This window comes from Microbacterium sp. NPDC086615 (assembly GCF_040686055.1).
In the GTDB taxonomy this organism is placed as follows: Bacteria; Actinomycetota; Actinomycetes; order Actinomycetales; family Microbacteriaceae; genus Microbacterium.
The window spans coordinates 76,749-99,988 of the sequence record NZ_JBFBJJ010000005.1 but is presented as its reverse complement, the minus strand read 5'-3'; the positions used below and the strand labels follow the sequence as shown (position 1 = coordinate 99,988).

Below are 23,240 nucleotides of genomic sequence, written 5' to 3'. Positions count from 1 at the left end.
CTCGGGAAGTCAGCGCCCGGCGAACCAGGTCGTCTTCAGGGTGGTGTAGTTGTCGAAGGCGTGGAGGGAGAGGTCTCGACCGAAGCCGGACCGTTTACGCCCGCCGAAAGGCGTCGTCACATCGAGTGCGTCGACGGTGTTGACCGAGACCGTGCCGACCTGGAGCGCTCGTGCGACGCGCAGGGCACGATGGACGCTGTCGGTGAACACGGATGCCGCCAGCCCGTAGGGACTGTCATTGGCCAGGCGCACGGCCTGGGCCTCGTCGTCGAACGGCACGATCGCCAGGACAGGCCCGAACACCTCCTCGCGCCAGAGCTCGGAGTCGGTGGGCACGTCGGCGAACACCGTGGGTTCCAGGAAGGCACCGGCTGCCCCCGCGACGACGTCGCCTCCTGCGATCAGGTGCGCCGTCGCTCGGGCGCGGTCGACGAATCCGCGGACGCGGTCGAGATGACGCCCGCTTACGAGAGGCCCCATTCCGGTGCGCGGATCGAGAGGGTCCCCGACGGTCAACGCTCGCGCACGAGCGGCGATGCGGTCGGAGAGCTCTGCAACCACCGGCCGCTCGACGAGGAGGCGTGAGGTGGCCGAGCAGACTTGGCCGCTGCATGTGAAGATTCCGGCGGCGGCGAAGTCGGCCACGGCGTCGAGATCGGTTGCGTCGGCGAAGACGATGTTCGCGCTCTTGCCGCCGCACTCCAACCACACGGCCTTGCCGTTGGAACGGCCCGCGTATTCCAGGAACTTCTTGCCGACCTCGGTCGAACCGGTGAAGGCGATCACGTCGACGTCGTCGTGCATTCCCAGGGCCTGGCCCGCCTCGTGGCCGAAGCCCGGAACGACGTTGAGCACTCCCGAGGGGAGGCCGGCGGCGGCGGCGAGCTCCGCGAGACGCAGCGCCGACAGCGGTGTGTCCTCGGCGGGCTTGAGCACCACGCTGTTTCCCGCTGCCAAGGCCGGAGCGATCTTCCAGATCGCGGTTTCGAGCGGATAGTTCCAGGGGACGACGGCCCCCACGACCCCGACCGGCTCGCGCGTGACGATCGCGAGATCCGTCCCCGCAGTCGGCGCGACCTCGCCGTAGACCTTGTCGATGGCCTCGGCGTACCACCGGAGGATGGCGGCGCTGCCGGGTGCGTCGATGGTCGACGTATCGGCGATGCGCTTCCCGCCGTCGAGCGAGTCGAGCAGGGCGAGTTCGTCGGTGGCGCCCTCGATCGCGTCGGCGACGGCGAACAGGATCCGCTTGCGTTCCCGCGGTGCTGCGCGCGACCAGCTCCCGGCGTCGAAGGCGCGTCGGGCGGCGAGGACGGCTCGATCGACCTCTCGTGGACCGCAACGGGCGACGTGCGCCAGCACCGCGCCCGTGGCGGGATTGACGGTTTCGAAGGTGGCGCCGTCGGCGGCGTCGACGAACTCGCCGTCGATCCATGCTCGCGTGCGCGGCTCGATCGTCGAGGCCAGACGGATCCAGTCATCGTGCGTGCGCATCAGGCTCCTCGGGTGTGTGCGGCGTGGGGTGGGAGACAAGGGCGTCGACGACGGTCTGCGCCAGCAGTGTCGCGCCGTCGATCGCCGCGCGATCTCCGGCGGGGCTGATCGTCGCGGCGGCGAACGCCGCCTGGTGGTTGACCGCCGGGGCGGATCCGATGCTCAGGTAAGGGTGGATCGAGCGGACGCGCAGGGAGACGTTGCCCATGTCGGTGGACGCCATGTTCATCCCCGCGGGACGCAGCTCTTCGGCATCCATGTCCCGCCCTCGTTGCGCAGCGCGGGCCGCGAAGAGCCGCGCGAGCTCGGTGTCGTTGCGGAACTCCGAGTACCGCGGGCTCGTCTCGTCGATGTCGAGCGTGCATCCGGTGGCGAGCGCGCCCGCTTCGAAGCACGCAGTCACGCGACGAAAGGCCGCGTCGAGTTCCTCGAGCGTTTCAGCGCGGACGTACCAGTTGCCGCGTGCCGACCCCGGGATGGCGTTCGGTGCGGTTCCTGCCGTGCGCACGATGCCGTGCACACGGACCGAGGTGGGAAGTTGCTGGCGCAGCAGCCCGATGGCGACCTGCGCCACCGTGAAGGCGTCGGCCGCGTTGATCCCGAGCGTGGGGTACGCCGACGCATGCGATTCCCGGCCGGTGAAGACGACGTCGAAGTGCGCGACGGCGAGGGGGCGAGCCCACAGGGCATCGGCGGGTCCGGGGTGGATCATCACGGCGAGGTCGACCCCGTCGAAGATGCCGGCATCGAGGAGGTGGATCTTGCCGCCGCCGCCCTCCTCGGCGGGCGTTCCGATCACCATGATCGTTGCGTCGAGCTCGTCCGCGAGCGGGATGAGGGCTGCGGCGGCTCCGACGGCGGCGGCGGCGATGATGTTGTGCCCGCATGCGTGCCCCAGTCCGGGCAGCGCGTCGTACTCGGCGATCAGGGCGACGGTCCGCGAGCCACGCCCCGCGCGCGCGACGAAGGCGGTGTCGAGGCCACCTGCCCCGCGTTCGACGCTCATGGCGAGGCCATACAGGCGTTCGATGAGCAGAGCGACGGAGCGGTGCTCGTGCCACGCTGTCTCGGGGTCCGCATGCAGCGCGTGACTGACCTCGAGGATGAGATCGCGGTGACGCAGCACGGTCTGCGCCGCGAGCTGCGCGAGTTCCTCACTCATCGCCGGGAACCCCATACGAGGGAGCCGAAGCGGGGGCGACGGCCCGTGTCAGGTAATCGTTCTTCTGCGGCATCCACAGGGAGAGAAGACGACGCAGTTCGCGGACGGGATCGTCGTGGTCGTCGACACGGAGGTCGCTCACGCGCCAGGATGCGCCTTCGACGACGGCAAGACCGGCGGATCGGAGTGGACCCGCTTCGCCCCCCGCCGCGGCGGCGGCTTCGAGCGCCGTCATGAGACGTTCCTCCAGCGTGCCCGCGGCCGTGGTGAAAGCGATGACCATCTCGTTCAGCACCGCGTCGCTCGCGAGGAGGTTTCCCGCGGCGACGCACCCGTCACCCGTCTGCGCTCCGTGGATGCCGAGCGCGAGCGGACCGGAATGAACGGCGACGCGGCCGTGGCGGTCGACCGCGGTGACTTGCCGATAGGCCGCGAACGGGTCGGCGGACAGGGCATCAGCGACTGCGGCATCCGGGGTTCGCTCTTTCGCGAGAAGGTCGAGGACCGCACTCCCGAGCGCAGGATTCGTCACGTTCTGCGACGCGACCGCACCGACTCCGGCGCGCAGGTGGGAGCATCGGGAGGCCACGGCGGGGCTCGACGAGGAGATGACCAGACCGAACGCACCGTCGAGATGCGCCGCCAACGACAACGTCACAGCGTCACCTCGTGATCGTCGGCGGGATCGCTGATGACGGCGGTGGCGTCGATTTCTACGAGCCACTCCGGGCGGGCCAGGGCATCGACGACGAGCCCGGTCGATACGGGGTAGACGCCCTTCATCCAACGCCCCATGACCCGGTAGACCGGTTCGCGATAGCGGATGTCGGTGAGGTAGACGACGACCTTCACGATGTCGTCGAGACGAGAGCCGGCCTCGCGCAGCAGCATGTCGATGTTCGCCATCGCCTGCTCCGTCTGGGCCTCGACGTCGCCGATGCCGATGCTTTCGCGCGAGTCGAGGTCTTGTCCGATCTGGCCTCGAAGGTACACGACACCCCCGGCGACGACAGCTTGGCAGAGGTCGTTGTCGAGGTGCTGCTCGGGGTAGGTCAGCCGTGTGTTGAACGGCCGGATGCGAGTGTGCGCGGTCATCGGGCGATCTCCGAGTCGAAGGAAGGGGTGAAGGCGGTCTCGTCGGTGGGTCGGTAGTCGGCGTACATCCGTTGAACGGCGATGTGGTCGCTCACGTGCTTGGCGTCGTGCCAGACGCCCCAGATGAAGCTCGAACCGCGCCGAGACTGCCACGGCAGGCCGAGGTAGTAGATGCCCGGCTCGGCGGAGACACCGCGCCGGTGCGCGGGCCGACCGTCGTCGTCGACCGCTCCGTCGGGCAGCCATCGGTAGTCCGAGGCGAAGCCCGTCGCCCACACGACCGAGGTGACGCCCGCTTCTCGCAGGTCGAGGGTGCGCAGGGGGTGACGCATCTCGTCCGGGTCGGGACCGAACTGGCGTGCGTCGGGCTCCTCTGGCAGATCGAGTCCGATCCGCTCGGCGTAGGCGTCGGCTTCGTCGAGCAGATCGAGGTAGTTCGCGTCGCCCGCTGCGATGTTGCGCGCCAGATCGTCACCGAACTGCACGATTCCGTCCCGATACGCGTTCGTCCGGCCGACGAGGGTCACTCCTGCCGCGGCCAGCGAGCGGAAGTCCACGGTGTGCCCGCCGTCGGCGCCGCTGACGGCGATGGTGACGTGGTCCGCTCCGCGCGGAGGGGTAGCGGCATCCCATTTGTCCAGCACGCCCAGCCACCAGACGAAATCACGGCCCCGGTAGCGACGGGGGGGCCGGTCGTGGGGGCCGACTGAGAGGTACACCTGCCGGCCCGATCTCTGCAGTTCGGCGGCGATCTGCACGCCCGAGCTGCCCGCGCCCACCACGAGCGTCGCGCCAGCGGGGAGGAGGTCCGGGCGGCGGTATCCCGAGGAATGCACCTGCACGACGTCGGCGTCCGCGGGAAGCACGGGCGGGATGACCGGGGTCTGGAACGCTCCGGTCGCCGCCACGACGTATCGCGCTCGGTACACCCCGTCCGACGTGTCGAGAAGAAAACCGGGCTCGCCGGCGATACGTCGAACGGAGTGCACCTCGACGCCGCACCGCACGGGCGCGGCGAACTTCTCGGCGTACGCGCGCATGTACTCGGCGACCTGATCCTTGGTGGCGAACTCGTCCGGCGCGACGTCCGAGAACTCCATACCCGGGAATCGGTCGTGCCAGGCCGGTCCGTTCGCGACGAGGGAGTCCCAGCGTTCCGACCGCCAGCGTTCGGCGATGCGACCTCGCTCGAGCACGAGATGACGCAGACCGGCGCGCGTGAGGTGCTCGCTCATCGCGACACCCGCTTGACCGGCTCCGACGACGATCACCTCCACGTCACGGTCGTCGGGAACGGTGCTCGTCTGCGGGATGGATGACATGGCGCGGCGCTTTCGTTCGGGAGAGAAGTCCCCCCGAGTCTGTGAAGACACGCGATGTCCGTGCAAATAGTGGACGACGGTGGTCATCATCTAAAATTGAGATGCAAGCCGCAGAGAAACTTCTGTGAAACACATCGGAAATGTGAAACATGCGTCCTCCCGCCAAGCCCGATATCTCACTGGCCCAACTTCGCTACTTCGTGGTCGCCGCGGAGCAGGGGAGTATGACGTGGGCCGCCGACGAGCTCTTCATCGCACAATCCGCGATCTCGACCGCGATCGCCAACCTCGAGAAGACGCTCGGTGCCCAGCTACTGATCCGTCGCCGGGCGAAAGGTCTTCAGCTGACGCCCGCGGGGATCGAACTGCTCCAGCGCAGCCGTGGCATCCTGGCGGCCGTCGACGACGCCGTCCAGGCGTTGCGCCCCGAGAACACGTCGGGGCGGGTGAGCGTCGGGTGCTTCCGCACAATGGCACCGTTCTATCTGCCCGATATCGTCAGTGCCCTCGAAGCCAGCCATCCCGAACTTCAGCTCGACGTCATCGAGCTGCTGGCCGACGGGGTGAACGACGCGCTCCGGGAGCAGTCCATCGAGATCGCGCTCACGTACGATCTGGGGCTGGCCGCCGACGTGGACCGGACGGTGTTGTCCTCGGTGCCCTTGTACGTCGCGGTGGGCGCGCAGCATCCGCTGGCCTCGCGCTCTCACGTACGTTTGGCCGAACTCGTGGACGAACCCATGGTGCTGCTGGACCTGCCGGTGAGCCGGGACTACTTCTTGAAGGCGTTCACCGACCAGGGTCTGCGACCGTCCGTGCGCTATCGCTTCGCGAACTTCGAGGGTGTCCGTGCGATGGTGGCGAGCGGTCACGGCTTCACGCTGCTCAATCAGCAGCCCAAGTTGAGCTACACCTACTCCGGCGGCGAGCTGCATCGGCTCGCCATCGTGGAGCCGACGAGGCCCCTCGACATCGTGCTGGCCCGACGTTCTTCGGTCCCTCTCACGCGCAAGGCGAGTCTGTTCGCCGCGGAGGCGCGCCGCGCCGTGGACTCCGTCCTTCACGGCCGCGTCACGGAGCCGGCTTCATAGACGACGTGTCCGGACACGACCGTACGGCGCACGCGCGCGGCACCGAGACCGGCTACGTCCCGCACGTCGCGGTCGATCCACACCAGGTCGGCGAGGAGCCCCTCGCGGAGGGCACCCGTCACGTGCTCGCACCGATTGATCCATGCCGCCGCGGACAGATAGGCGTCCAGTGCCGTGCCGAGCGAGAGAGCCTGCTCGGCGAGAAGAGGTGTCGTGAACACGTCATCGCCGATCGCATGCGGATCCTCCGGTACGCCGGTGCGGGTGACGGCGGTGCGTACCGACCACAAGGGATTGGGATCGGTGACCGGCCAGTCGCTCCCGCCGACGATACGGCCACCGGCGCCCGCGATCGCGGCGAAGGGGAAGTGCCGATGCTCGCGATGCCTGCCGAGGAGGGGCAGCTTGCGGGTCACGATCTCCTCATCCCTGCGGGCCCAGATGGCCGTCACGTTCGCGCTCGCGTCGAGTTCGGCGAACCGGGGGATGTCGGCGTCGTCCACGATGTCGAGGTGAGCGATGTGATGCCGGTGCGGGGACGCGCCACGGCGCTGCCGGACGATCGCGAGGGCGTCCAGGCAACTGCGGACGGCACCGTCGCCGACCGCGTGGAAGTGGATCTGGAAGCCGGCCGCGTCCAGAGCCACGCTCAGTTCGTCGAGATCCTCCTGAGGGATGAACTGCACTCCGCGATCGTGGGAGTGTCCCTCGAACGGGTCCAGCATGGCGGCCGTCCGATTCTCGACCATGCCGTCGACCATCACCTTCACGGTTCCACCGTCGATGCGACCGCCACGTGCGAGGCGGTCGCGCGTCGCACACAGGTCCTCGATCTGCTCGAGGCCCCGTTCGCGATCCCACCAGAGGGCGGCGATGACCCGGGCGGTCAGGAGGCCGCGTGAAGCGGCCTCCTCGTATGCGGGCAGCGCGTCGGGCCCGATGTCCGAAGCGCCGACGGCCGCATCTTGCCAGGTGGTGACGCCGACGGAGTGCAGACGCCGCTGAGCGGCGAGCAGGGCGGCGACGAGGGTCTCGGCATCCGGTTCGGGCAGGAGGGGGGTCACCAGTCCCACGGCCGCCTCCACCAGCATGCCGGTGGGTGCTCCGCCCGAGTCACGGAAGATCCGTCCGCCGTCGGGGTCAGGCGTTCGGGCGTCGATACCGGCGGCAGCGAGGGCGGCGCTGTTGACCCACACGCCGTGCGCGTCGTGACTGTAGAGGACCACGGGGCGATCGGCGACGACGGCGTCGAGGTCGGCCACGGAGGGGAAGCCGCCGGGGAAGACATCTCCGAACCACCCGCCACCGCGCAGGACCGCGGTGTCGGGATGGGCGCGGGCGAACTGCTCCACCAGGTGGAGGTATTCCTGACGGGAGTGGGCCGGCGTCAGGTCGATCCCGAGAAGCTGCAGCCCGGCCAGGACCGGGTGCACGTGGGCATCCTGGAACCCCGGCAGGAGGGTGCCTCCCTCGAGGTCCACCACTTCGTCGGCGGAGGGTGCAGGCGCTTCGGCCGCGAGAACGCGGCGGATGCGCTCGCCGTCGACGAGGAGGTGTCCCGCTCGGGCGACTCCTCCTCCGAGATAGAGCAAGCCATTCGTGTACAGCGTGGTGGTCATGGTGACACTCCGGTCGTATCGGGACCCCTCACTGTTTGGGGTGCACATTTCACATTTGTAACGGAGATATTTCCGTCGAATTGCATCTCTTTTTTTGATGAACGAGGACACGTTCCGCTATTTGCGAAGACCGGTTTCCGCTCCCGATGCTGGTCGAAACGCCCGACACCGTCTTTGGAAGGACACCCATGTTCCGCTCCACTCGTTTCCCGCGCGCACTCGCCGCCGTCGGGTTCGCCGCGGCCGCCGCGGTCGCACTCGCCGCCTGCTCCGGCCCCACTTCTGCCTCATCCGACGGCACGTCCGACGAGACCGTCGGAATGGCCATTCAGCCGTGGCTCGGCTACGGACCCTGGTACATCGCCCAAGAGAAGGGCTACTTCCGGGATCAGGGCGTCGACGTCAAGATCACGAACTTCTCGAACGACGCCGACATGAGCGCCGCCTTCGCATCCCATCGGGTGCAGGTCGCCAATGTCGCGAGCCACAGTGCCCTGAAGCTGAAGGAGCAGGGTCTCGACATCTCCATCGTGCTGCTGCTGGATGCCTCTCTGACCGCCGATGCGATCCTCTCCGACGGGGGAATCACCAAGGTCGCCGATCTCGCAGGCCAGCGCGTCGCATTCGAGGAGGGCTCGGTGAGCAACCTCCTTCTCGGCTACGCGCTCGATCAGTCGGGCCTGAGTCTCTCCGACATCACGCCCGTCCCGATGGATCCGTCGGAAGCGGCCACCGCCCTCGTGGGCGGCAGTGTTCCGGTCGCCGTCACCTACGAGCCCTACATCTCCGAAGCGCAGCAGGCCAGCGGGGCCCTCGAGAAGATCTTCACAGCCGGCGAGAAGCCGGGCCTCATCAGCGATGTCCTCGTCGTGGACAACGGCTACCTCAAAGACCATCCCGACGCTGTCCAGAAGGTCGTGAATGCCTGGGGTCCGGCGGTGAGCTACTACGAGAGCAATGCCGCCGACGCCCGCTCCATCATCGCGACGAACGTGGGCAGCGACGTCGAGGCCCTCACGAGTGCGTTCGACGGCGTCGAGTTCTTCCCCCTCGACGACAACAAGACGCGACTGGTGGGCGACTACGCGACGTCGGTTCTGCCCACCGTGCAGGACATCGCGATGCAGATCGGCCTGTTGAAGGGTGACACCGATCTCGCGGAGCTCATCGACTCCACCTTCGTCGAGAATGCGCCGTGACGCGGGAATCCGCGTGGAGTCGACTCCCATGACGACCCTCTCCTCCGCGACCTCCGTCGCGCGTCGTCCGCCTGCGACGAAGTCCGCCCGGTCCGTCGGAGGCGTGCCACTCTCACGCCGTCAGTACCTCATCACCGCCGTCATCGGCTTCGCCACCCTGCTCGCGCTGTGGACCGCTGTGTCCATGTCCGGGATCGTGAGCGCTCTCTTCCTGCCCTCGCCGGTCGCTGTGGTCGATCGACTCATCGAGCAGTCCGCCAACGGCGAACTGTGGTCCGACATCGGCGTGAGCACCTACCGGGTCATGCTGGGCTTCCTCGCCAGCACGGTCTTGGCCGTGCCGATCGGTCTGCTCTGCGGGTCGTTCGTGCGTGTGGAAGCGGCGGTCGAACCCATCATCGACTTCATCCGCTACATGCCGGTGGTGGCCTTCGTGCCGCTGACGATCCTCTGGGTGGGAACCGATGACTCGCAGAAGTTCCTCATCATCTTCCTCGGCACGTTCTTCCAGCAGGTGCTGCTCTTCTCCGATGCGGTCCGTCGGGTCCCGGTGTCGTATCGAAACCTCGGGGCGACGCTCGGATTGACGCGTGCGCAGATCCTCGTCCGAATCGTGTTGCCCTCCGCCCTTCCACGGATCTGGGACGCCCTGCGAATCAGCCTGGGGTGGGCGTGGACCTGGCTCGTGGTCGCGGAGCTCGTGGCCGCGACCTCGGGGATGGGCTATCGCATCACGCAGGCGCAGCGGTTCCTCGAGACCGACCTCATCATCGGTTACGTCATCATCCTCGGCCTGCTCGGTCTCGTCTTCGACCAGATCATGCGCGCACTCGGCCGTCGTTTCTTCCGTTATCTGAAGGGTCGTTCGTGATGTCCGTCTCCGCCGTTCTCTCTCCGAAAGTCCGTCTCGAGCACGTCGACAAGAGTTTCGGTGACGTCCACGCCCTCAGCGACGTGTCGTTGACACTGGGAGATCGGGAGTTCGTCTCGGTCGTCGGGGCGTCCGGATGCGGCAAGAGCACTCTCCTGTCGATCATCGCCGGTCTCGAGGCGGCGACCAGCGGCGAGGCGTCCATTCAGGACGTCCCGATCTCCGGACCGGGCCGTGATCGTGGAGTCGTCTTCCAATCGGCGACCCTTCTGCCCTGGCTCACGGCCATCGACAATGTCGTGTTCGCCCTCCGGGGCGAGCGGGGTATGGGCCGCCGGGAGCGCTTCGACCGCGCGCGTGATGTCCTCTCGCAGGTGGGCCTTTCGGGTTTCGAGGACGCGTATCCCGCCCAGCTCTCCGGAGGGATGCAGCAGCGCGTCGCCCTGGCTCGCTCGCTCGCCTACGGCCCGGAGGTCCTCCTCATGGACGAGCCGTTCGGAGCGCTCGATGCCCTCACGCGTCGCACCATGCAGGAACTGCTGACCACGGTGTGGGAGCGCAACCGCATGACCGTGATGCTCATCACCCACGACATCGAGGAGGCGGTCTTCCTGTCCGATCGTGTCGTAGCGATGACTCCACGCCCCGGTCGTGTGCGTGCGGAGTTCGACATCGAGCTCCCGCGCCCGCGCACCCCCGACGTGATCGGCAGCCCCGAGTTCCATCGCTACTACACGGACATCCTCGGTCTCATCCACCATGGATGACGTTTACGACTACGTGGTCGTCGGAGGCGGCACCGCCGGGTGCATTCTCGCCGCCCGCCTCAGCGAGGACTTGTCCGTCTCGGTGTGTCTGATCGAAGCCGGGCCGAGCGATGAGCACGAGCCGCGCGCGGGCGCGATCCGGAGATGGGCCGAAATGCTGGAGGGGGAGTACGACCGCGACTATCGCAGCGTGCCCCAAGAGCGCGGCAATTCGGCGATCCGGCAGGCGCGGCTGCGCATTCTCGGTGGATGCTCGACGGGAAACACGATGATCACGTGGCGACCCTTGCGCGGTGACGTCGAGGAGTGGGCCGCGATGGGCGTCGAGGGATGGGATTACGACACGCTCTCGTCCGCCTACGACCGCATCGTCGGTCCCATCACTCCCGTGGCGGCTGCCGATCGAAACGCCGACGTCGCAGACGCCGTGGAGGCGGCGGCATCCGCACTCGGGCTGACGCGGCGCGAGACGTGGAACGACAGCGAGTTCACGGAGGGCGCAGGATTCTTCGAGATCGGCTACGACCCCGAGACGAATCTGCGCTCATCCACCTCGAGGAGCTACCTCCACGGGGTGGAGCGGCCGAACCTGACGCTGATGCTGAACGGCGCGGCCGATCGAGTGCTCTTCGACGGCGGTCGCGCGGTGGGCGTCGTCGTCGGAGTACGCCGTATCGGCGCTCGTCGCGACATCATCCTCAGTTGCGGCGCGATCGACACCCCTGCGCTTCTCATGCGCTCGGGGATCGGTCCGGCCGCGGTCCTCGAAGAGGCCGGTATCGCGGTGAGAGTGGACCTTCCCGGTGTGGGGGAGAATCTGCAGGACCACGCCGAGGGGCTCATCGTCTGGGAGACGAAACGTCCGCGAAGCGGGGTCTGTGCGACGGGGTGGGACGCCGGCTACGTGTGCCGCGTTGACGCAGACAGCACCGTCCCTGACATCTCGACCCACATCCCGGTCGAGTCGTGGACCGTCCACGCCGAGGATCACGGCGCGGTCATTCCCCCGAACAACGTCTCCTTCGCGCCCAACGTCGCCAAGCCCCGAAGTCGCGGGAGGGTGTGGATCACCTCCCCCGACCCGGAGGCCGCTCCGATGATCGACTACCGGGCCTTCACCGATGCGGAGGGGAGAGATGAACGGATGCTGATCGAAGGTGTCCGGCGTGCGCGCGCTGTCGCCCAGCAGGAGCCCTTCGCGTCGCATGTGCTCCGAGAAGTGTTCCCCGGCCCGCAGGTGACGAGCGAGGACGACCTCGGAGCGATTCTGCGGGCGACTCACCAGACGGTGTACCACGTGTCGTGCACATGCCGGATGGGAGCTCGCGACGATCCCTTCGCCGTGGTCGACAGTCAGCTTCGCGTTCGAGGCGTAGACGGATTGCGCGTCGTCGACGCTTCGGTCCTCCCCACGGTCACCGCGCTCAACCCCGTGGGAACGGTCATGGCGATCGCGGAGCATGCTGTCGATGTGCTGCGTGCGACGTCGCGCGATGACAGGTTCTGAGGGTCGTCTTCGTCCGGTCGGGCGTCATCGCGCGGCGATCCTCGGAGTCGCTGTGCATCACGGCGTGATGGGCGGGGCGATGGTCCCGTGCCTCCTGCCGGCCCCTTCCCGGGGCCTGCACCTTGTTGCACTTCTCGTTCTCCTCGGACTGAGCGGATGGCACGCGCGGTCCGCGCGTCGTCACCCGACGCGGCTGGGTCTGCTCTTCGATACGTGCGTCATGGTGGTCCTGACCCTCGCATCGCTCACCGCCCACGACGCAGGTGCCGTCCCCGGGCATGGTGCCGGGTCTCACGGGCCTGGTCCGGACGTCATGACGGCCGTCGCCGTCGTCGGGTGGGTCGCTCTGCGCCTCGCGTGCTGGCGTTCCACCGCGAAGATCGAGGGAGCCCGACGTTCGGTGGCGGCGGCGACCGTCATGGTCGTCCTCATGATCGTCGTCGCCACCGCTCCGGCGCGAGGGTGACGTCAGCCGATCAGGCTCGGCTGCAGGTCGCGCAGGGTGCGGTGGTGCGTCATCCGCGTCACCCCCAGCGCGGCCAGGAGCACCCCGCCGAGCATCCACGCGCCCAGCACCAGCAGGTCGGGCCCGACGCGTGAGACGTCTCCGCCGTACATGACCTGGCGCATGGCATCCACCACGTATCCCATCGGCAGCACGTGGTGCAGGGCCGCGAGAGGTGCGGGCAGCGTCTGCCACGGGAAGGTTCCGCCCGCCGTGACGAGCTGCAGCACCATCAGGACGAGTCCGAGGAACTGTCCCACCGAGCCGAGCCAGACGTTCAGGGCCAGCACGATCGCGGCGTACGTCGCGGAAGCGAAGAGCAGGATGCCGAGGGCGGCCCACGGATTCGCGAACGAGAACTGCAGCGCGATGGCGAGCACCGTGAACAGCCCCACCATCTGCAGGGCTCCGAGTCCCGCGGGGGTCAGCCAGCCCGCCAGCGTCACCCGGACGGGCGAGCGCAGCGCCGTGATCGCGCGCTTGGACACGGGCTTCACGATGAGGAACAGCGCGTAGATCCCGATCCAGCCGGCGAGGGCGGCGAAGAAGGGGGCCAGGCCGGCGCCGTAGTTCTGCGCCTTGGTGACAGCGCTCGTGCCGACCGCGACGGGATCGCTGATGGCCGCGGCCTGCGCCTTGCGCGTCGCGTCGTCGGAGTCGGGGATCTGCTGCACGCCGGAGTCGAGCCCGTCGCGCAGCTGCGTCGCGCCGGTCGAGAGCTGGCCGATGCCACTGTCGAGCTGACTCGCGCCGTCGCGGAGCTGCGCCGAGCCGTCTCGCACTTGAACGGCTCCGGATGCCGCCGTCGCGGCGCCGTCGGCCAGAGTCGAGGCTCCGTTTGCCAGGGTGTCCGCACCGCTGGCCACCGAGGCGCTGCCGTCGGCGACCTGGCGTGCGCCGTCGTCGAGCTGGTTGATCTGGCTGACCGTGCTCTGAACCTTCTCGTTCGCTGCGGTGAGGCGGTCTCCGACGGCGTCGAGGCGCGCGAGGATCTCGGCTTGACGCTCCGGACTCACATGTGCAGCCTCGAGAGCCGAGACGATGTCGGCGCGGGCCTCGGGCAGGCGATTCGCCGCATCCTGCGCGATCGAGCCGACCTCGCGGGCCGCGGAGTCGATGCGGTCCACTCCGCCCGCGACCTGCTGGGCGCCGTCCGCCACGCGCGCGGAGCCGTCGCGCAACGAGGCGCTGCCGTCGCGCAGCTGGTTCGCGCCGCTCGAGAGCTGCGCGGTGCCGTCCGCCAGCTGCGCCGAGCCGTCGGCGAGGGTCGCCGAACCGCTCGCGAGCTGGGACGACCCGTTCTTCGCGGTGCCGAGACCGTCGACGAGCTGCGTCGCCCCGTTCGTGGCATCCACCAGGCTGACCCGGATCGTGTGCAGGGCGTCGAGAAGCGACAGCCCCGCCTCGTCGACGACCTTCTTCGCCACCGACGCCTGGATGCGCGCCACGGCCTGCGTACCGATCGTCGACGCGAGGTAGTTGTTCGCGTCGTTCGTGCGCAGCTCGATGTCGGCCTGCCGCGGCGAATCGCTGGAGAGGGATGCCACGGCCTCGGTGAAATCGGCGGGGAGCGTCACGACGAAGTCGAAGTCGCCCGCCGAGAGGCCGGCGTCGGCCGCGTCGGAGGACACCCGATGCCACTCGAAGGTGTCGCTGTCGAGAAGCTGCTCGGCTGCTTCGTCGCCGAGATTGCGCTGCTGGCCGTTGACCTGGGCGCCCTGATCGTCGACGACGAGGGCGACGGGGACGCTCGAGAGGTTGCCGTACGGGTCCTGGTTCGCCCAGAGGTACAGCCCGCCGTAGAGGATGGGGACGCACAGCAGGGCGATGAGCGCGATCACCGACATGCGCGTCGAAGTGAGGCGACGCAGCTCGGCGGTGATCATCTGCGGGATCTTCATCGCGCCTCCTCCTCGGTCGTGGCGGTCGGGGCTGATGCCGCGAGAGTGGGGCCGTCGTCGGCGCCGCCGAGGAGCGCGATCGCGGTCTGCGACGCCTGCCCCGCGATCACGAGCACGGCGTACCCGCGCTCGGCGAACTCGCCGGCGAGGCGCCACCACGCGGCGGGCTCCCCGCCGTGGCGGTCGGGCGCGACGAGGACGAGACCCTCGACGTCTTTGCGCAGCGCCGCGAGCTCGAGGAGCAGACGGACCCGGGCGGCCGGATCGACGTTGCCGATCGGTAGGCTCGCGAGCGCATCGAGCCCGATCCCCTCGAGCCACCGCGCCGCAGCGAAGGGCGTGGGCGCGTGTCCGGCGAACATCAGCTCCTCGGCGACGACGCCCGTGACGGTGACGTTCGGTTCGGGCTCGGACACGACGGGAGCGTCGACCAGGGCGACGCGGCGGCGGATGGCCTTGGCATCCGTTCGTCCGTCGATCGTGACCTCGCCGCTGTCGATCTTCATGCGACCGGATGCCACGAGCCCCAGCACCGTGGGTCGTTGCTCGGTCTCGGCGAGGGCCAGGGTGGCCCGGCCGGTCTCGAACGAGGTGGAGGTCGGGGGGAGGACCCGTTCGGCCCGGCCCTTCGCGACCTCGGACAGGACGATTCTCACTGCTTCTCCAGTTCGGGGTGCTCGGCGAGGAGCGCCTGCGCCTCGGTCCAGGAAAGCCCGGCGATGCCGAGCACGGCGCGCACCGCGATCGAACGGGCGGTCGATGCCCCCGCGTCGACGCGGCTGACGACCGTGCGGCCCGTCTCTTCGAGCAGGCGCGAGAGGGTCGGGGCGGGCAGGTCGGTGCGCAGCTCGCCCGCCTCCTGCCCGCGGCGGACGATCGCGTCGATCCGGCGGCGCAGCGGCGCGAGGGCCGCGGAGGTCTCGGGGAGGTGCGCGTCGTCGAGGGCGAGGGCGGCGGCGGCCTGCACGTAGGCGGCTTCGGCCCAGAGCTCGGATGCCAGGCGCGCGAGCGCCACGCGGGAGTCGGTGTCGTCAACGCGGTCGGCAATCGCGTTGAAGCGGACGGCTCCTGCGGCGATGACCTCGCGGATGATGGCGTTGCGGTCGTCGAAGTGGCCGTACAGGGCGCGGCGCGAGAGGCCGGCGCGGCGCGCGATCGCGTCGATCGAGACGCGGGGGTCGTGGCCGATCGCGGCGGTCGCCGCGTCGAGGATGCCGGCGCGGTTCTCGACGGCGTCGCGGCGGGTGGGTGTGCTCACGAGCGTCCACTGTACATCGAAAGTGCACGAGTGTGTGCAACTTCAAGGCATGCGTTTCGGCGGCTCGGGCTCGATAGACATCCGATGTATCCTGACGCATTCAGGGGCGAAAGCAGAGGGGGCACCGATGGCTGTCACGGACGAGGCGATCCTCAAGATCAAGGACATGATCGTGTCGGGCGAGGTGGGGCCGGGTGGCCGCCTCCCTCCGGAGAAGGATCTGAGCGAGAGATTGGGTCTGTCCCGAAACTCGCTGCGCGAAGCCGTCAAAGCTCTCGAGGTCATCAAGGTGCTCGATGTGCGCCGCGGCGACGGCACATATGTGACGAGCTTGCAGCCCGACCTTCTCTTGGAGGCCATGTCTTTCGTCGTCGACCTCCACCAGAACGACTCGATTCTGGAGGTCCTCGCGGTGCGCCGTCTCCTCGAGCCTCGCGCGGTGGCGCTGGCGGCCCGCGCGATCACCGACGCGCAGATCGCCGAACTGACCGACATGATCGAGGGTGTGCGGGGCGACACGCTGATCGATCAGCTCGTCGCCCACGACGTCGAGTTCCACGGCCGCATCGCCGAGTCCACCGGTAACACCTACCTTGCGAGTCTGCTCGAGACGCTCTCGGGGCAGACCGTGCGCGCGCGCATCTGGCGCGGCATCACCGAGGGTGGTTCGGTCGACCGCACGATCGACGAGCACCGCCGCATCCTCGACGCCCTCCGAGCTCGGGACGCCGAACTCGCCGAGGCCCTCATGCTCGCGCATGTCTCGGGTGTCGAGCACTGGCTGCGCGCTGCGTCGTGACGCGAGTCGGCCGGCCCCGCGCGTTCGGCTCGGACGCGGTTGCACCGAATCGATGAGACCGCGTCCGTCGGTCTCACCGGTACGGGTGCGGGCATGTCGAGGCGGTTCGACGTCGCGCCCCACGATGTGCCCGCGCAACAACTCGATGGCGGCGACCTGTACGTCGTTACCTCGGCCGATGGGGAACGCGAACGCGTGGCCCTCGAGCCTGTCGGCGGCGTCGATGCCGAGCGCCACGTAAGCCGCGGAGGAGTCGGGGTCGGGGTTCATCGCATCCGACCCGTTTGTCGAACAGTCGGCGTTCTTCTGTTCCGCGCCACTTTGCCCGGATCCCCTGAGGTCGAAATCGAGCCATCTGCCGTCGTCGACCGCGAACCCGACCCTGCGCGGAGAGCGCGCGCGCAGGGGGCGCGTATCGAGTCGGTCAAGTCATCCTACAAATTCGCCGACTTCTTCCCCTGAAAGCGCGATATTTGCAGTTTGACACCCTAAACATCGGATGGTTCAATCAGTTCAGCGCTCCCCGAAGGCGCGTGGAAGCCGCAAGGCCTCAATATCAAAGGAGATGTCATGAGAGCACGTACGGCGTCGGCAATCGCCGTCACCACGGTAGGACTGCTCGCCCTGTCCGGTTGCTCCGGCCAGAGCGGTTCCGACAGCAAGGACCTGGTGTGGTCGATGTGGGTCGGCTCGTCCGCAGACCAGGAGGCGTGGCAGGCCGTCGGTAACGCCGGCGGCGAGGCGGCGGGCGCGACGGTCACCCTGCAGGGCGCACCGTTCGCCGATTACTGGACCCGCCTCAGCACACAGCTGGGTACGTCGAGCGCACCCTGCATCGTGTCGATGCAGAGCCTGCGCGTCAGCCAGTACGCCGACTCGCTGCTGCCCCTGAACGACCTGATCTCGTCGACCGACACCGACGTCTCGGGCTTCGACGCCGGTGCCCTCAAGGCCCTGGCGGTCGGCGACCAGCAGTACGCCCTGCCGTACGACACCGGTCCCATGGTGCTGTTCTACAACCGCGACCTGTTCGACAAGGCGGAAGTGAAGCCCGAAGCCGGCTGGACGGTCGACGACTTCGAGGCGGCCGCGGCCAAGCTGAAGTCGGCGGGCACGGTCGCCTTCGGCACCACCGTCGAAGACCTCTACCTGGAGAGCAGCATCCTGGCCTACAACGGCGGCGAGGCGGTTTCCACCGACGGCACGATCGACGTCAGCAATCCCTCGTTCGTGAAGGGCGTGGAGTGGCTTGCGGGCATGGTCGAGGACGGTACCGCGGCCCCCGCCAACGGCCCTGACCCGACCGCCGAAGACAACGCGTTCCTGGGCGGCACCGTCGCCTCGATGGTCGGCGGCCCGTGGCTCGTCCTCGACCTGAAGAGCCGCGCGCCCTTCACCCTCGGCGTGACGACGGTGCCTTCGGCCGCCGGCGAGCAGAAGACGTACTCAGCCGGCAGCGGCTTCGGCATCTCGAAGAACTGCAACAACCCCGACGCCGCCTTCAAGGCCATCACCGCGATGACCTCGGAGGAGACGCTGTCCACCCTCGCCGCTGACGGTCGTGCTTTCCCGGCGCGTACAGCGGCTCAGAAGGTGTGGTTCGACAACACCGGAGTCGAGGGCATCGAGGACACCTTCGCCAGCGCCCTCAAGAGCGCGGTCGCCCTCCCCGGCAGCACGAAGAGCGACCAGTTCAACCAACTGCTCGCGCAGTACGGTCCGCAGGCCGTGAACGGCACGGAGCCCGCACAGGACGTGCTCGACGAGATCACGTCCCAGCTCGGCAACTGACATAGCCTCCCCTCTGAACACAGGAGTGACTTCTCGATGACTACTCTCCTCGCGCCGCAGCCGACGACGAAACCGCCCACCGGCGGGGCCCGTCCTCGTCGGTCGCGGACCGGGGGCGCGTGGGGCGCGATCTTCGTCGCGCCCCACGCGATCGGCCTGGCGCTGTTCACGCTCGTCCCGATCGGCATCGCCCTCGTGATGAGCCTCAATGACTGGCCGATGATCGGATCGCCGACGTTCGTCGGGCTCGACAACTTCACCGACCTGCTGGGCAGCAGAACGTTCCGCACCGCGATGCTGAACACCCTGCTGTTCGTCGTTCTGTACCTGCCCCTGAACGTGATCGTTTCGCTCGGAATGGCGGCGTGGCTGACTCCCAAGATCAAGCACCGTCAGATCTTCCGCGTGCTCTTCTTCCTGCCCACCGTGACGCCGATCGTTGCGAACGCGGTGGTCTGGCGCATGCTGTATCAGCCCGGCGGTGCCATCGACGCGACCTCGCAGACCCTGTTCGGGCTGCGGGCCCCCGACTTCCTCGCCGACCCGCACTGGGCCATGATCGCCATCGTCGTCATGAGCGTCTGGCAGGGCTTCGGCTACAACATGATCGTCTTCTCATCGGCGCTGGATGCCGTGCCCGAGAACCAGCTCGAGGCGGCGGCGCTCGACGGCGCGAGCCCGTGGACGACGTTCTGGCGCATCAAGCTGCCGTTGATCTCTCCGTCGCTGTTCTTCGCCACCGTCATGACGCTGATCACCTCGTTCCAGGTGTTCATCCAGCCCTACATCATGACCAAGGGCGGCCCCGGCGAGTCGACCATCACGCTGGTGCAGTTCATCTACAACCAGGGCTTCACTTTCCAGAAGCTCGGTCTCGCCGCCGCGGCCGCCTTCATCCTGTTCGTCGTCATCCTGGGGGTCACCGCGGTGCAGTTCCTCGGCCAGAAGAAGTGGGTGCACTATGACTGAGCTCGCTCTCCGCACGCGCGGCTCCCAGCGCCGCTCCGCCTCGACAGACGCGCCGCGTGTCACATCCCGCAGCGTGTCTCGCGTGCGCTCGTCGATCGGCTACGCGCTGCTGATCCTGGTCGCGCTGCTGTTCCTCTCGCCGCTCATCTTCATGGTGGCCACCTCGCTCAAGCCGCCGGCAGAGGTGTTCACCTCGCCGCCGACGCTCGTCGGCTCGGTCATTCAGTGGTCGAACTACGCCGACGTGTTCGACTACGCCCCGTTCGGCCGGTACCTCGTCAACGGCATGATCGTGGCGATCGGTGGAACACTCCTCACCCTGGTCGTCTCGGCATTGTCCGGATATGCCTTCGCGAGGCTGCGCTTCCGCGGGCGTGGAGCCACCTTCGCCGTGTTCCTGGCCACGATGATGCTGCCGCAGGAGGTCATCATCGTCCCCGCCTTCGTGTTGATGCGCGAACTCGGCTGGGTTAACTCGTACCAGGCCCTCATCGTGCCGTGGGCCTTCACGGCTCTCGGCGCCTTCCTGCTGCGGCAGTTCTTCATGACGGTGCCGCAGGAGCTCGAGGACGCCGCGCGTATCGACGGTGCCGGCACGGTCACCACGTTCCTTCGCATCATGCTGCCGCTGGCGCGTCCGACCCTCGCGGTGCTCGCGGTGTTCACCTTCATCACCTACTGGAACTCGTTCCTGTGGCCGCTCATCGTCGTGAACGACGTCACCCAGCTCGGCACGATCCCGCTCGGTCTGCAGTTGTTCGTCGGCCAGCAGGGCACGCAATGGCACTTGATCATGGCGGCATCCGTCATCTCGATGCTGCCGACCACCGTGCTGCTGATCGTGCTCCAGCGTTACCTGATCCGCGGCATCGTCACGTCCGGCCTCGGCGGACGCTGACCCGCTCCTTCCCCTGTCTTCTCGAAAGGTCCTGAGTCATGGCGATGTTCGCTGACAATCCCGTCCGCCCCGAGCCGTATCAGCGGTTCGAGCACGAGACGCCGGAGTGGTTCCAAGACGCCAAGCTCGGCATCTTCATCCATTGGGGCCCCTACTCCGTGCCCGCGTGGGCGGAGCCGATCGGTGCTCACGGCACCTTCGACAAGGTGTACTGGGACACGCACAATCCCTACGCCGAGTGGTACTACAACACCATGCGCATCGAGGGCAGCCCGGCCCACGCCCACCAGCAGGAGGTCTACGGCGGAGCCCCGTACGACGATTTCCTCGACACGTGGACCGCCGAGCGCTTCGACGCGTCGAAGGTGATGGATGCCATCGCCCGCACCGGCGCGCGGTACGTGGTGCCGACCTCGAAGCATCACGACGGCGTGACGCTGTGGGATGCCCCCGGCACCGGTGAGCGCAACACCGTCCGCCGCGGACCGCACCGTGACCTGATCGGCGAGATCCACGATGCCGCCGTGGCGCACGACGTGCGGTTCGGCGTCTACTATTCGGGCGGTCTCGACTGGCACTTCGGCGGTAACCCGCCGATCTGCGGCGACCTCGGTGACGAGCATCGTCCCAACGACAAGGCGTACGCCGACTACGCCTACGAGCACGTGGCCGACCTCATTCGTCGGTACCACCCCGCTGTGCTGTGGGGCGACATCGAGTGGCCCGATGCGGGCAAGCCCGAGGGCGAGCGCAGCCTGGTCCAGATGCTCGACCTCTACTACGCCGAGGTGCCCGACGGCGTGGTGAACGACCGGTGGGGAATGACGCACTGGGACTTCCGCACCACCGAGTACGAGGCGGGCAGCGCCGCCCACGAGGGCGCCTGGGAGCACACCCGCGGCATCGGCTTCTCGTTCGGACACAACCGACTCGAAGACGCGTCTCATTCGCTGAGTGGGACGGATGCCATCCGCCTGTTCGTCGACACGGTCTCGCGCGGCGGCAACCTGCTGTTGAACATCGGTCTCACCGCCGAGGGCGAGATCCCCGAGCTGCAGGCGCGCACCTTGGATGCACTGGGAGCCTGGAACGCCGTGCACGGCGACGCGATCTTCGGGTCGCGTCCGCTGCGGGCCGACGTCGCACCCACCGACGAGCCGTGGACCCGCTGGACGCAGTCGGACGACACGGCGCACCTGTTCGTGGAGGTTCCCGCCGGGCGCACCGCTCGCATCGCGGCCCCGTCGAGGGAACTGCTCCTTCGTGACGCGGCGGCGGGTCCCGGTGTGGAGCGGCTCGCCGTAGAAGACGGTGTGATCGTCGTCACCGCCGCGGTCGATGCTGTGCCCGGCCCCATCCGCATCGACGTTCCCCTGGATGCCGGCTGATCGGTATCCCCGTCATGGCGGGAGAGCTCTCACGGATCATGAGCGGTCGAGGGACGAGGGCGGGCGAAGCGCGGGCGTGACCAGGGGTGCGAACGCACGAGAGCCCGCGACGCCGAAGCGCTGCGGGCTCTCGTCGAGTCGTTTCGTCAGTCGGTGCCGGCGTCGAACGCGGCGGACTCGCCCGCGGCATCCGTCGCCTCGGCGAGGCGCTCTCCGGCGGCCGAGAGGGGAGCGGCGGGCTCGATGATCTCCTGAGCCCCACCGACCGCGACGTCGCCGACGAGTTCGCCGGTCGGACCGCCGATGAGGCCCTGGGCCGCGTACTGCTCGAGGCGCGCGCGCGAGTCGGCGATGTCGAGGTTACGCATCGTGAGCTGGCCGATGCGGTCGACGGGGCCGAACGCGGCGTCGCCGACGCGCTCCATCGACAGCTTCTCGGGCGAGTACGACATCCCGGATGCCACGGTGTCGAGGATCGTGTAGTCCTCGCCGCGGCGCAGGCGCACGGTGACCGAGCCGGTGATGGTCGAGCCGACCCACTTCTGGATCGACTCGCGCAGCATGAGCGACTGCGGTTCGAGCCAGCGGCCCTCGTACATGAGGCGGCCGAGGCGACGACCCTGTTCGTGGTACGTGGCGAGGGTGTCTTCGTTCAGGATGCTGTTGACCAGGCGCTCGTACGTGAGGAACAGCAGCGCCATGCCCGGTGCCTCGTAGATGCCGCGCGACTTGGCCTCGATGATGCGGTTCTCGATCTGGTCGCTCATGCCCAGGCCGTGACGCCCGCCGATCGTGTTGGCCTCGCGGACCAGCGCCACCGGGTCGTCGTAGCGCGTGCCGTTGATCGCGGCCGGGCGGCCGGCCTCGAACTCGACGGTCACGTCTTCGGTCTCGATCTCGACCGCGGGGTCCCAGAAGCGCACGCCCATGATGGGCTCCACGATCTCGAGCGACACGTCGAGGTGCTCGAGCGTCTTCGCCTCGTGCGTGGCGCCCCAGATGTTGGCATCCGTCGAGTAGGCCTTCTCGGCGCTGTCGCGGTAGGGGAAGTCGTGGGCGACGAGCCACTCGCTCATCTCTTTGCGGCCGCCGAGCTCGGTGACGAAGTCGGCATCGAGCCACGGCTTGTAGATGCGCAGGGCGGGGTTGGCGAGCAGGCCGTAGCGGTAGAACCGCTCGATGTCGTTGCCCTTGTAGGTGGAGCCGTCGCCCCAGATGTCGACGCCGTCTTCTTTCATCGCGCGCACGAGCAGCGTGCCGGTGACGGCGCGGCCCAGCGGCGTCGTGTTGAAGTACGTGCGACCGCCCGAGCGGATGTGGAAGGCGCCGCACGCCAGGGCGACGAAGCCCTCTTCGACGAGCGCGGTCTTGCAGTCGACCAGGCGCGAGACCTCGGCGCCGTACTGCGTGGCGCGGCCCGGGATCGACGCGATGTCGTCTTCGTCGTACTGCCCGAGGTCACCGGTGTACGTGCAGGGGATGGCGCCCTTGTCGCGCATCCACGCGACGGCCACCGAGGTGTCGAGGCCACCCGAGAAGGCGATGCCGACGCGCTCGCCGACGGGAAGGGACTGCAGGACCTTGGACATACGCCGATTCTATCG

At 68.2% G+C, this 23,240-nt stretch carries 21 protein-coding genes and 1 pseudogene; 11 read left to right on the top strand and 11 right to left on the bottom strand.

Annotation, left to right across the window (positions count from 1 at the left end; genetic code table 11):
* Nucleotides 1-9: 9 nt before the first annotated feature.
* The 5 genes from AB0O24_RS07180 to AB0O24_RS07160 are packed head-to-tail and all read right to left on the bottom strand — an operon-like array spanning nucleotide 10 to nucleotide 5,073.
* On the bottom strand, nucleotides 10-1,494 hold the full coding sequence (locus AB0O24_RS07180; RefSeq protein WP_307383751.1) for an aldehyde dehydrogenase family protein: 1,485 nt from the start codon (nucleotides 1,492-1,494) through the stop codon (nucleotides 10-12).
* Complete coding sequence (locus tag AB0O24_RS07175) at nucleotides 1,478-2,656, bottom strand: amidohydrolase (protein ID WP_275799654.1); 1,179 nt, start codon at nucleotides 2,654-2,656, stop codon at nucleotides 1,478-1,480. The genes AB0O24_RS07180 and AB0O24_RS07175 overlap by 17 nt, the downstream gene beginning before the upstream one ends.
* Nucleotides 2,649-3,314, bottom strand: coding sequence for a DUF1028 domain-containing protein (locus tag AB0O24_RS07170; RefSeq protein WP_275799655.1), 666 nt, complete (start codon nucleotides 3,312-3,314; stop codon nucleotides 2,649-2,651). The genes AB0O24_RS07175 and AB0O24_RS07170 overlap by 8 nt, the downstream gene beginning before the upstream one ends.
* Nucleotides 3,311-3,751 (bottom strand): RidA family protein, encoded by a 441-nt coding sequence (locus AB0O24_RS07165; RefSeq protein ID WP_275799657.1) that lies wholly within the window; start codon nucleotides 3,749-3,751, stop codon nucleotides 3,311-3,313. The genes AB0O24_RS07170 and AB0O24_RS07165 overlap by 4 nt, the downstream gene beginning before the upstream one ends.
* A complete protein-coding gene (locus AB0O24_RS07160) occupies nucleotides 3,748-5,073 on the bottom strand; it encodes an NAD(P)/FAD-dependent oxidoreductase (protein ID WP_363373644.1) in 1,326 nt (441 codons plus the stop codon). Before AB0O24_RS07160 ends, AB0O24_RS07165 begins: the two co-directional genes overlap by 4 nt.
* Nucleotides 5,074-5,222: 149 nt before the next feature.
* Here AB0O24_RS07160 and AB0O24_RS07155 point away from each other — a divergent pair, with 149 nt between their 5' ends.
* The gene (locus tag AB0O24_RS07155) at nucleotides 5,223-6,164 is read left to right on the top strand and encodes a LysR family transcriptional regulator (RefSeq protein WP_275799660.1); all 942 of its coding nucleotides are present in this window, start codon (nucleotides 5,223-5,225) and stop codon (nucleotides 6,162-6,164) included.
* Here AB0O24_RS07155 and AB0O24_RS07150 read toward each other — a convergent pair.
* Nucleotides 6,134-7,783 (bottom strand): amidohydrolase, encoded by a 1,650-nt coding sequence (locus tag AB0O24_RS07150; protein ID WP_363373640.1) that lies wholly within the window; start codon nucleotides 7,781-7,783, stop codon nucleotides 6,134-6,136. The genes AB0O24_RS07155 and AB0O24_RS07150 overlap by 31 nt on opposite strands.
* A 188-nt stretch (nucleotides 7,784-7,971) precedes the next feature.
* Here AB0O24_RS07150 and AB0O24_RS07145 point away from each other — a divergent pair, with 188 nt between their 5' ends.
* The 5 genes from AB0O24_RS07145 to AB0O24_RS07125 all read left to right on the top strand — a co-directional run bounded on the left by AB0O24_RS07145 (nucleotide 7,972) and on the right by AB0O24_RS07125 (nucleotide 12,593).
* Nucleotides 7,972-8,982: an ABC transporter substrate-binding protein gene (locus AB0O24_RS07145; RefSeq protein ID WP_275798087.1), complete on the top strand. Its 1,011-nt coding sequence runs from the start codon at nucleotides 7,972-7,974 to the stop codon at nucleotides 8,980-8,982.
* A gap of 103 nt (nucleotides 8,983-9,085) precedes the next feature.
* The gene (locus AB0O24_RS07140; RefSeq protein ID WP_275798085.1) at nucleotides 9,086-9,853 is read left to right on the top strand and encodes an ABC transporter permease; all 768 of its coding nucleotides are present in this window, start codon (nucleotides 9,086-9,088) and stop codon (nucleotides 9,851-9,853) included.
* Entirely contained in the window at nucleotides 9,853-10,620 is a 768-nt protein-coding gene (locus AB0O24_RS07135) for an ABC transporter ATP-binding protein (protein WP_275798091.1), read from the top strand. Before AB0O24_RS07140 ends, AB0O24_RS07135 begins: the two co-directional genes overlap by 1 nt.
* A complete protein-coding gene (locus AB0O24_RS07130; protein ID WP_363373637.1) occupies nucleotides 10,613-12,127 on the top strand; it encodes a GMC oxidoreductase in 1,515 nt (504 codons plus the stop codon). The genes AB0O24_RS07135 and AB0O24_RS07130 overlap by 8 nt, the downstream gene beginning before the upstream one ends.
* 313 nt (nucleotides 12,128-12,440) lie before the next feature.
* Nucleotides 12,441-12,593 (top strand): hypothetical protein, encoded by a 153-nt coding sequence (locus tag AB0O24_RS07125; protein ID WP_275798081.1) that lies wholly within the window; start codon nucleotides 12,441-12,443, stop codon nucleotides 12,591-12,593.
* A gap of 2 nt (nucleotides 12,594-12,595) precedes the next feature.
* Here the strand turns inward: AB0O24_RS07125 and AB0O24_RS07120 are convergent, their stop codons facing one another.
* From AB0O24_RS07120 to AB0O24_RS07110, 3 genes are read right to left on the bottom strand one after another with little or no spacing between them, the layout of a single operon-like run.
* Nucleotides 12,596-14,533, bottom strand: coding sequence for a YhgE/Pip domain-containing protein (locus AB0O24_RS07120; protein ID WP_363373634.1), 1,938 nt, complete (start codon nucleotides 14,531-14,533; stop codon nucleotides 12,596-12,598).
* The gene (locus AB0O24_RS07115; protein ID WP_275798077.1) at nucleotides 14,530-15,189 is read right to left on the bottom strand and encodes a hypothetical protein; all 660 of its coding nucleotides are present in this window, start codon (nucleotides 15,187-15,189) and stop codon (nucleotides 14,530-14,532) included. The genes AB0O24_RS07120 and AB0O24_RS07115 overlap by 4 nt, the downstream gene beginning before the upstream one ends.
* Nucleotides 15,186-15,791, bottom strand: coding sequence for a TetR/AcrR family transcriptional regulator (locus tag AB0O24_RS07110; protein WP_275798076.1), 606 nt, complete (start codon nucleotides 15,789-15,791; stop codon nucleotides 15,186-15,188). The genes AB0O24_RS07115 and AB0O24_RS07110 overlap by 4 nt, the downstream gene beginning before the upstream one ends.
* A 127-nt stretch (nucleotides 15,792-15,918) precedes the next feature.
* Here AB0O24_RS07110 and AB0O24_RS07105 point away from each other — a divergent pair, with 127 nt between their 5' ends.
* On the top strand, nucleotides 15,919-16,590 hold the full coding sequence (locus AB0O24_RS07105; protein ID WP_275798074.1) for a FadR/GntR family transcriptional regulator: 672 nt from the start codon (nucleotides 15,919-15,921) through the stop codon (nucleotides 16,588-16,590).
* 105 nt (nucleotides 16,591-16,695) lie between these two features.
* Here the strand turns inward: AB0O24_RS07105 and AB0O24_RS07100 are convergent.
* Nucleotides 16,696-16,875 (bottom strand): annotated as a pseudogene (locus AB0O24_RS07100) (fuconate dehydratase); the annotation flags it as partial.
* Between the two features lie 285 nt (nucleotides 16,876-17,160).
* Between AB0O24_RS07100 and AB0O24_RS07095 the strand changes: the two are divergent.
* From AB0O24_RS07095 to AB0O24_RS07080, 4 genes are all read left to right on the top strand, one after another.
* Complete coding sequence (locus AB0O24_RS07095) at nucleotides 17,161-18,381, top strand: sugar ABC transporter substrate-binding protein (protein ID WP_363373629.1); 1,221 nt, start codon at nucleotides 17,161-17,163, stop codon at nucleotides 18,379-18,381.
* A gap of 36 nt (nucleotides 18,382-18,417) precedes the next feature.
* The gene (locus AB0O24_RS07090; RefSeq protein WP_307383721.1) at nucleotides 18,418-19,350 is read left to right on the top strand and encodes a sugar ABC transporter permease; all 933 of its coding nucleotides are present in this window, start codon (nucleotides 18,418-18,420) and stop codon (nucleotides 19,348-19,350) included.
* Nucleotides 19,351-19,423: 73 nt separating this feature from the next.
* Nucleotides 19,424-20,248: a carbohydrate ABC transporter permease gene (locus tag AB0O24_RS07085; RefSeq protein WP_363373626.1), complete on the top strand. Its 825-nt coding sequence runs from the start codon at nucleotides 19,424-19,426 to the stop codon at nucleotides 20,246-20,248.
* Nucleotides 20,249-20,286: 38 nt separating this feature from the next.
* The gene (locus tag AB0O24_RS07080; protein WP_307383717.1) at nucleotides 20,287-21,636 is read left to right on the top strand and encodes an alpha-L-fucosidase; all 1,350 of its coding nucleotides are present in this window, start codon (nucleotides 20,287-20,289) and stop codon (nucleotides 21,634-21,636) included.
* Between the two features lie 146 nt (nucleotides 21,637-21,782).
* Here the strand turns inward: AB0O24_RS07080 and argG are convergent, their stop codons facing one another.
* Complete coding sequence (gene argG, locus AB0O24_RS07075) at nucleotides 21,783-23,225, bottom strand: argininosuccinate synthase (RefSeq protein WP_363373623.1); 1,443 nt, start codon at nucleotides 23,223-23,225, stop codon at nucleotides 21,783-21,785.
* Between the last annotated feature and the right edge of the window lie 15 nt (nucleotides 23,226-23,240).

Excerpts from the sequence above, each read along its gene's own strand:
- AB0O24_RS07135 (WP_275798091.1), top strand. The coding sequence starts at position 9,853 with ATGTCCGTCTCCGCCGTTCTCTCTCCGAAAGTCCGTCTCGAGCACGTC.
- AB0O24_RS07145 (WP_275798087.1), top strand. The coding sequence starts at position 7,972 with ATGTTCCGCTCCACTCGTTTCCCGCGCGCACTCGCCGCCGTCGGGTTC.
- AB0O24_RS07160 (WP_363373644.1), bottom strand. The coding sequence starts at position 5,073 with ATGTCATCCATCCCGCAGACGAGCACCGTTCCCGACGACCGTGACGTG.
- AB0O24_RS07090 (WP_307383721.1), top strand. The coding sequence starts at position 18,418 with ATGACTACTCTCCTCGCGCCGCAGCCGACGACGAAACCGCCCACCGGC.
- AB0O24_RS07105 (WP_275798074.1), top strand. The coding sequence starts at position 15,919 with ATGGCTGTCACGGACGAGGCGATCCTCAAGATCAAGGACATGATCGTG.
- AB0O24_RS07180 (WP_307383751.1), bottom strand. The coding sequence starts at position 1,494 with ATGCGCACGCACGATGACTGGATCCGTCTGGCCTCGACGATCGAGCCG.
- AB0O24_RS07155 (WP_275799660.1), top strand. The coding sequence starts at position 5,223 with ATGCGTCCTCCCGCCAAGCCCGATATCTCACTGGCCCAACTTCGCTAC.
- AB0O24_RS07175 (WP_275799654.1), bottom strand. The coding sequence starts at position 2,656 with ATGAGTGAGGAACTCGCGCAGCTCGCGGCGCAGACCGTGCTGCGTCAC.
- AB0O24_RS07080 (WP_307383717.1), top strand. The coding sequence starts at position 20,287 with ATGGCGATGTTCGCTGACAATCCCGTCCGCCCCGAGCCGTATCAGCGG.
- AB0O24_RS07130 (WP_363373637.1), top strand. The coding sequence starts at position 10,613 with ATGGATGACGTTTACGACTACGTGGTCGTCGGAGGCGGCACCGCCGGG.
- AB0O24_RS07120 (WP_363373634.1), bottom strand. The coding sequence starts at position 14,533 with ATGAAGATCCCGCAGATGATCACCGCCGAGCTGCGTCGCCTCACTTCG.
- AB0O24_RS07095 (WP_363373629.1), top strand. The coding sequence starts at position 17,161 with ATGAGAGCACGTACGGCGTCGGCAATCGCCGTCACCACGGTAGGACTG.
- AB0O24_RS07150 (WP_363373640.1), bottom strand. The coding sequence starts at position 7,783 with ATGACCACCACGCTGTACACGAATGGCTTGCTCTATCTCGGAGGAGGA.
- AB0O24_RS07125 (WP_275798081.1), top strand. The coding sequence starts at position 12,441 with ATGACGGCCGTCGCCGTCGTCGGGTGGGTCGCTCTGCGCCTCGCGTGC.
- argG (WP_363373623.1), bottom strand. The coding sequence starts at position 23,225 with ATGTCCAAGGTCCTGCAGTCCCTTCCCGTCGGCGAGCGCGTCGGCATC.
- AB0O24_RS07165 (WP_275799657.1), bottom strand. The coding sequence starts at position 3,751 with ATGACCGCGCACACTCGCATCCGGCCGTTCAACACACGGCTGACCTAC.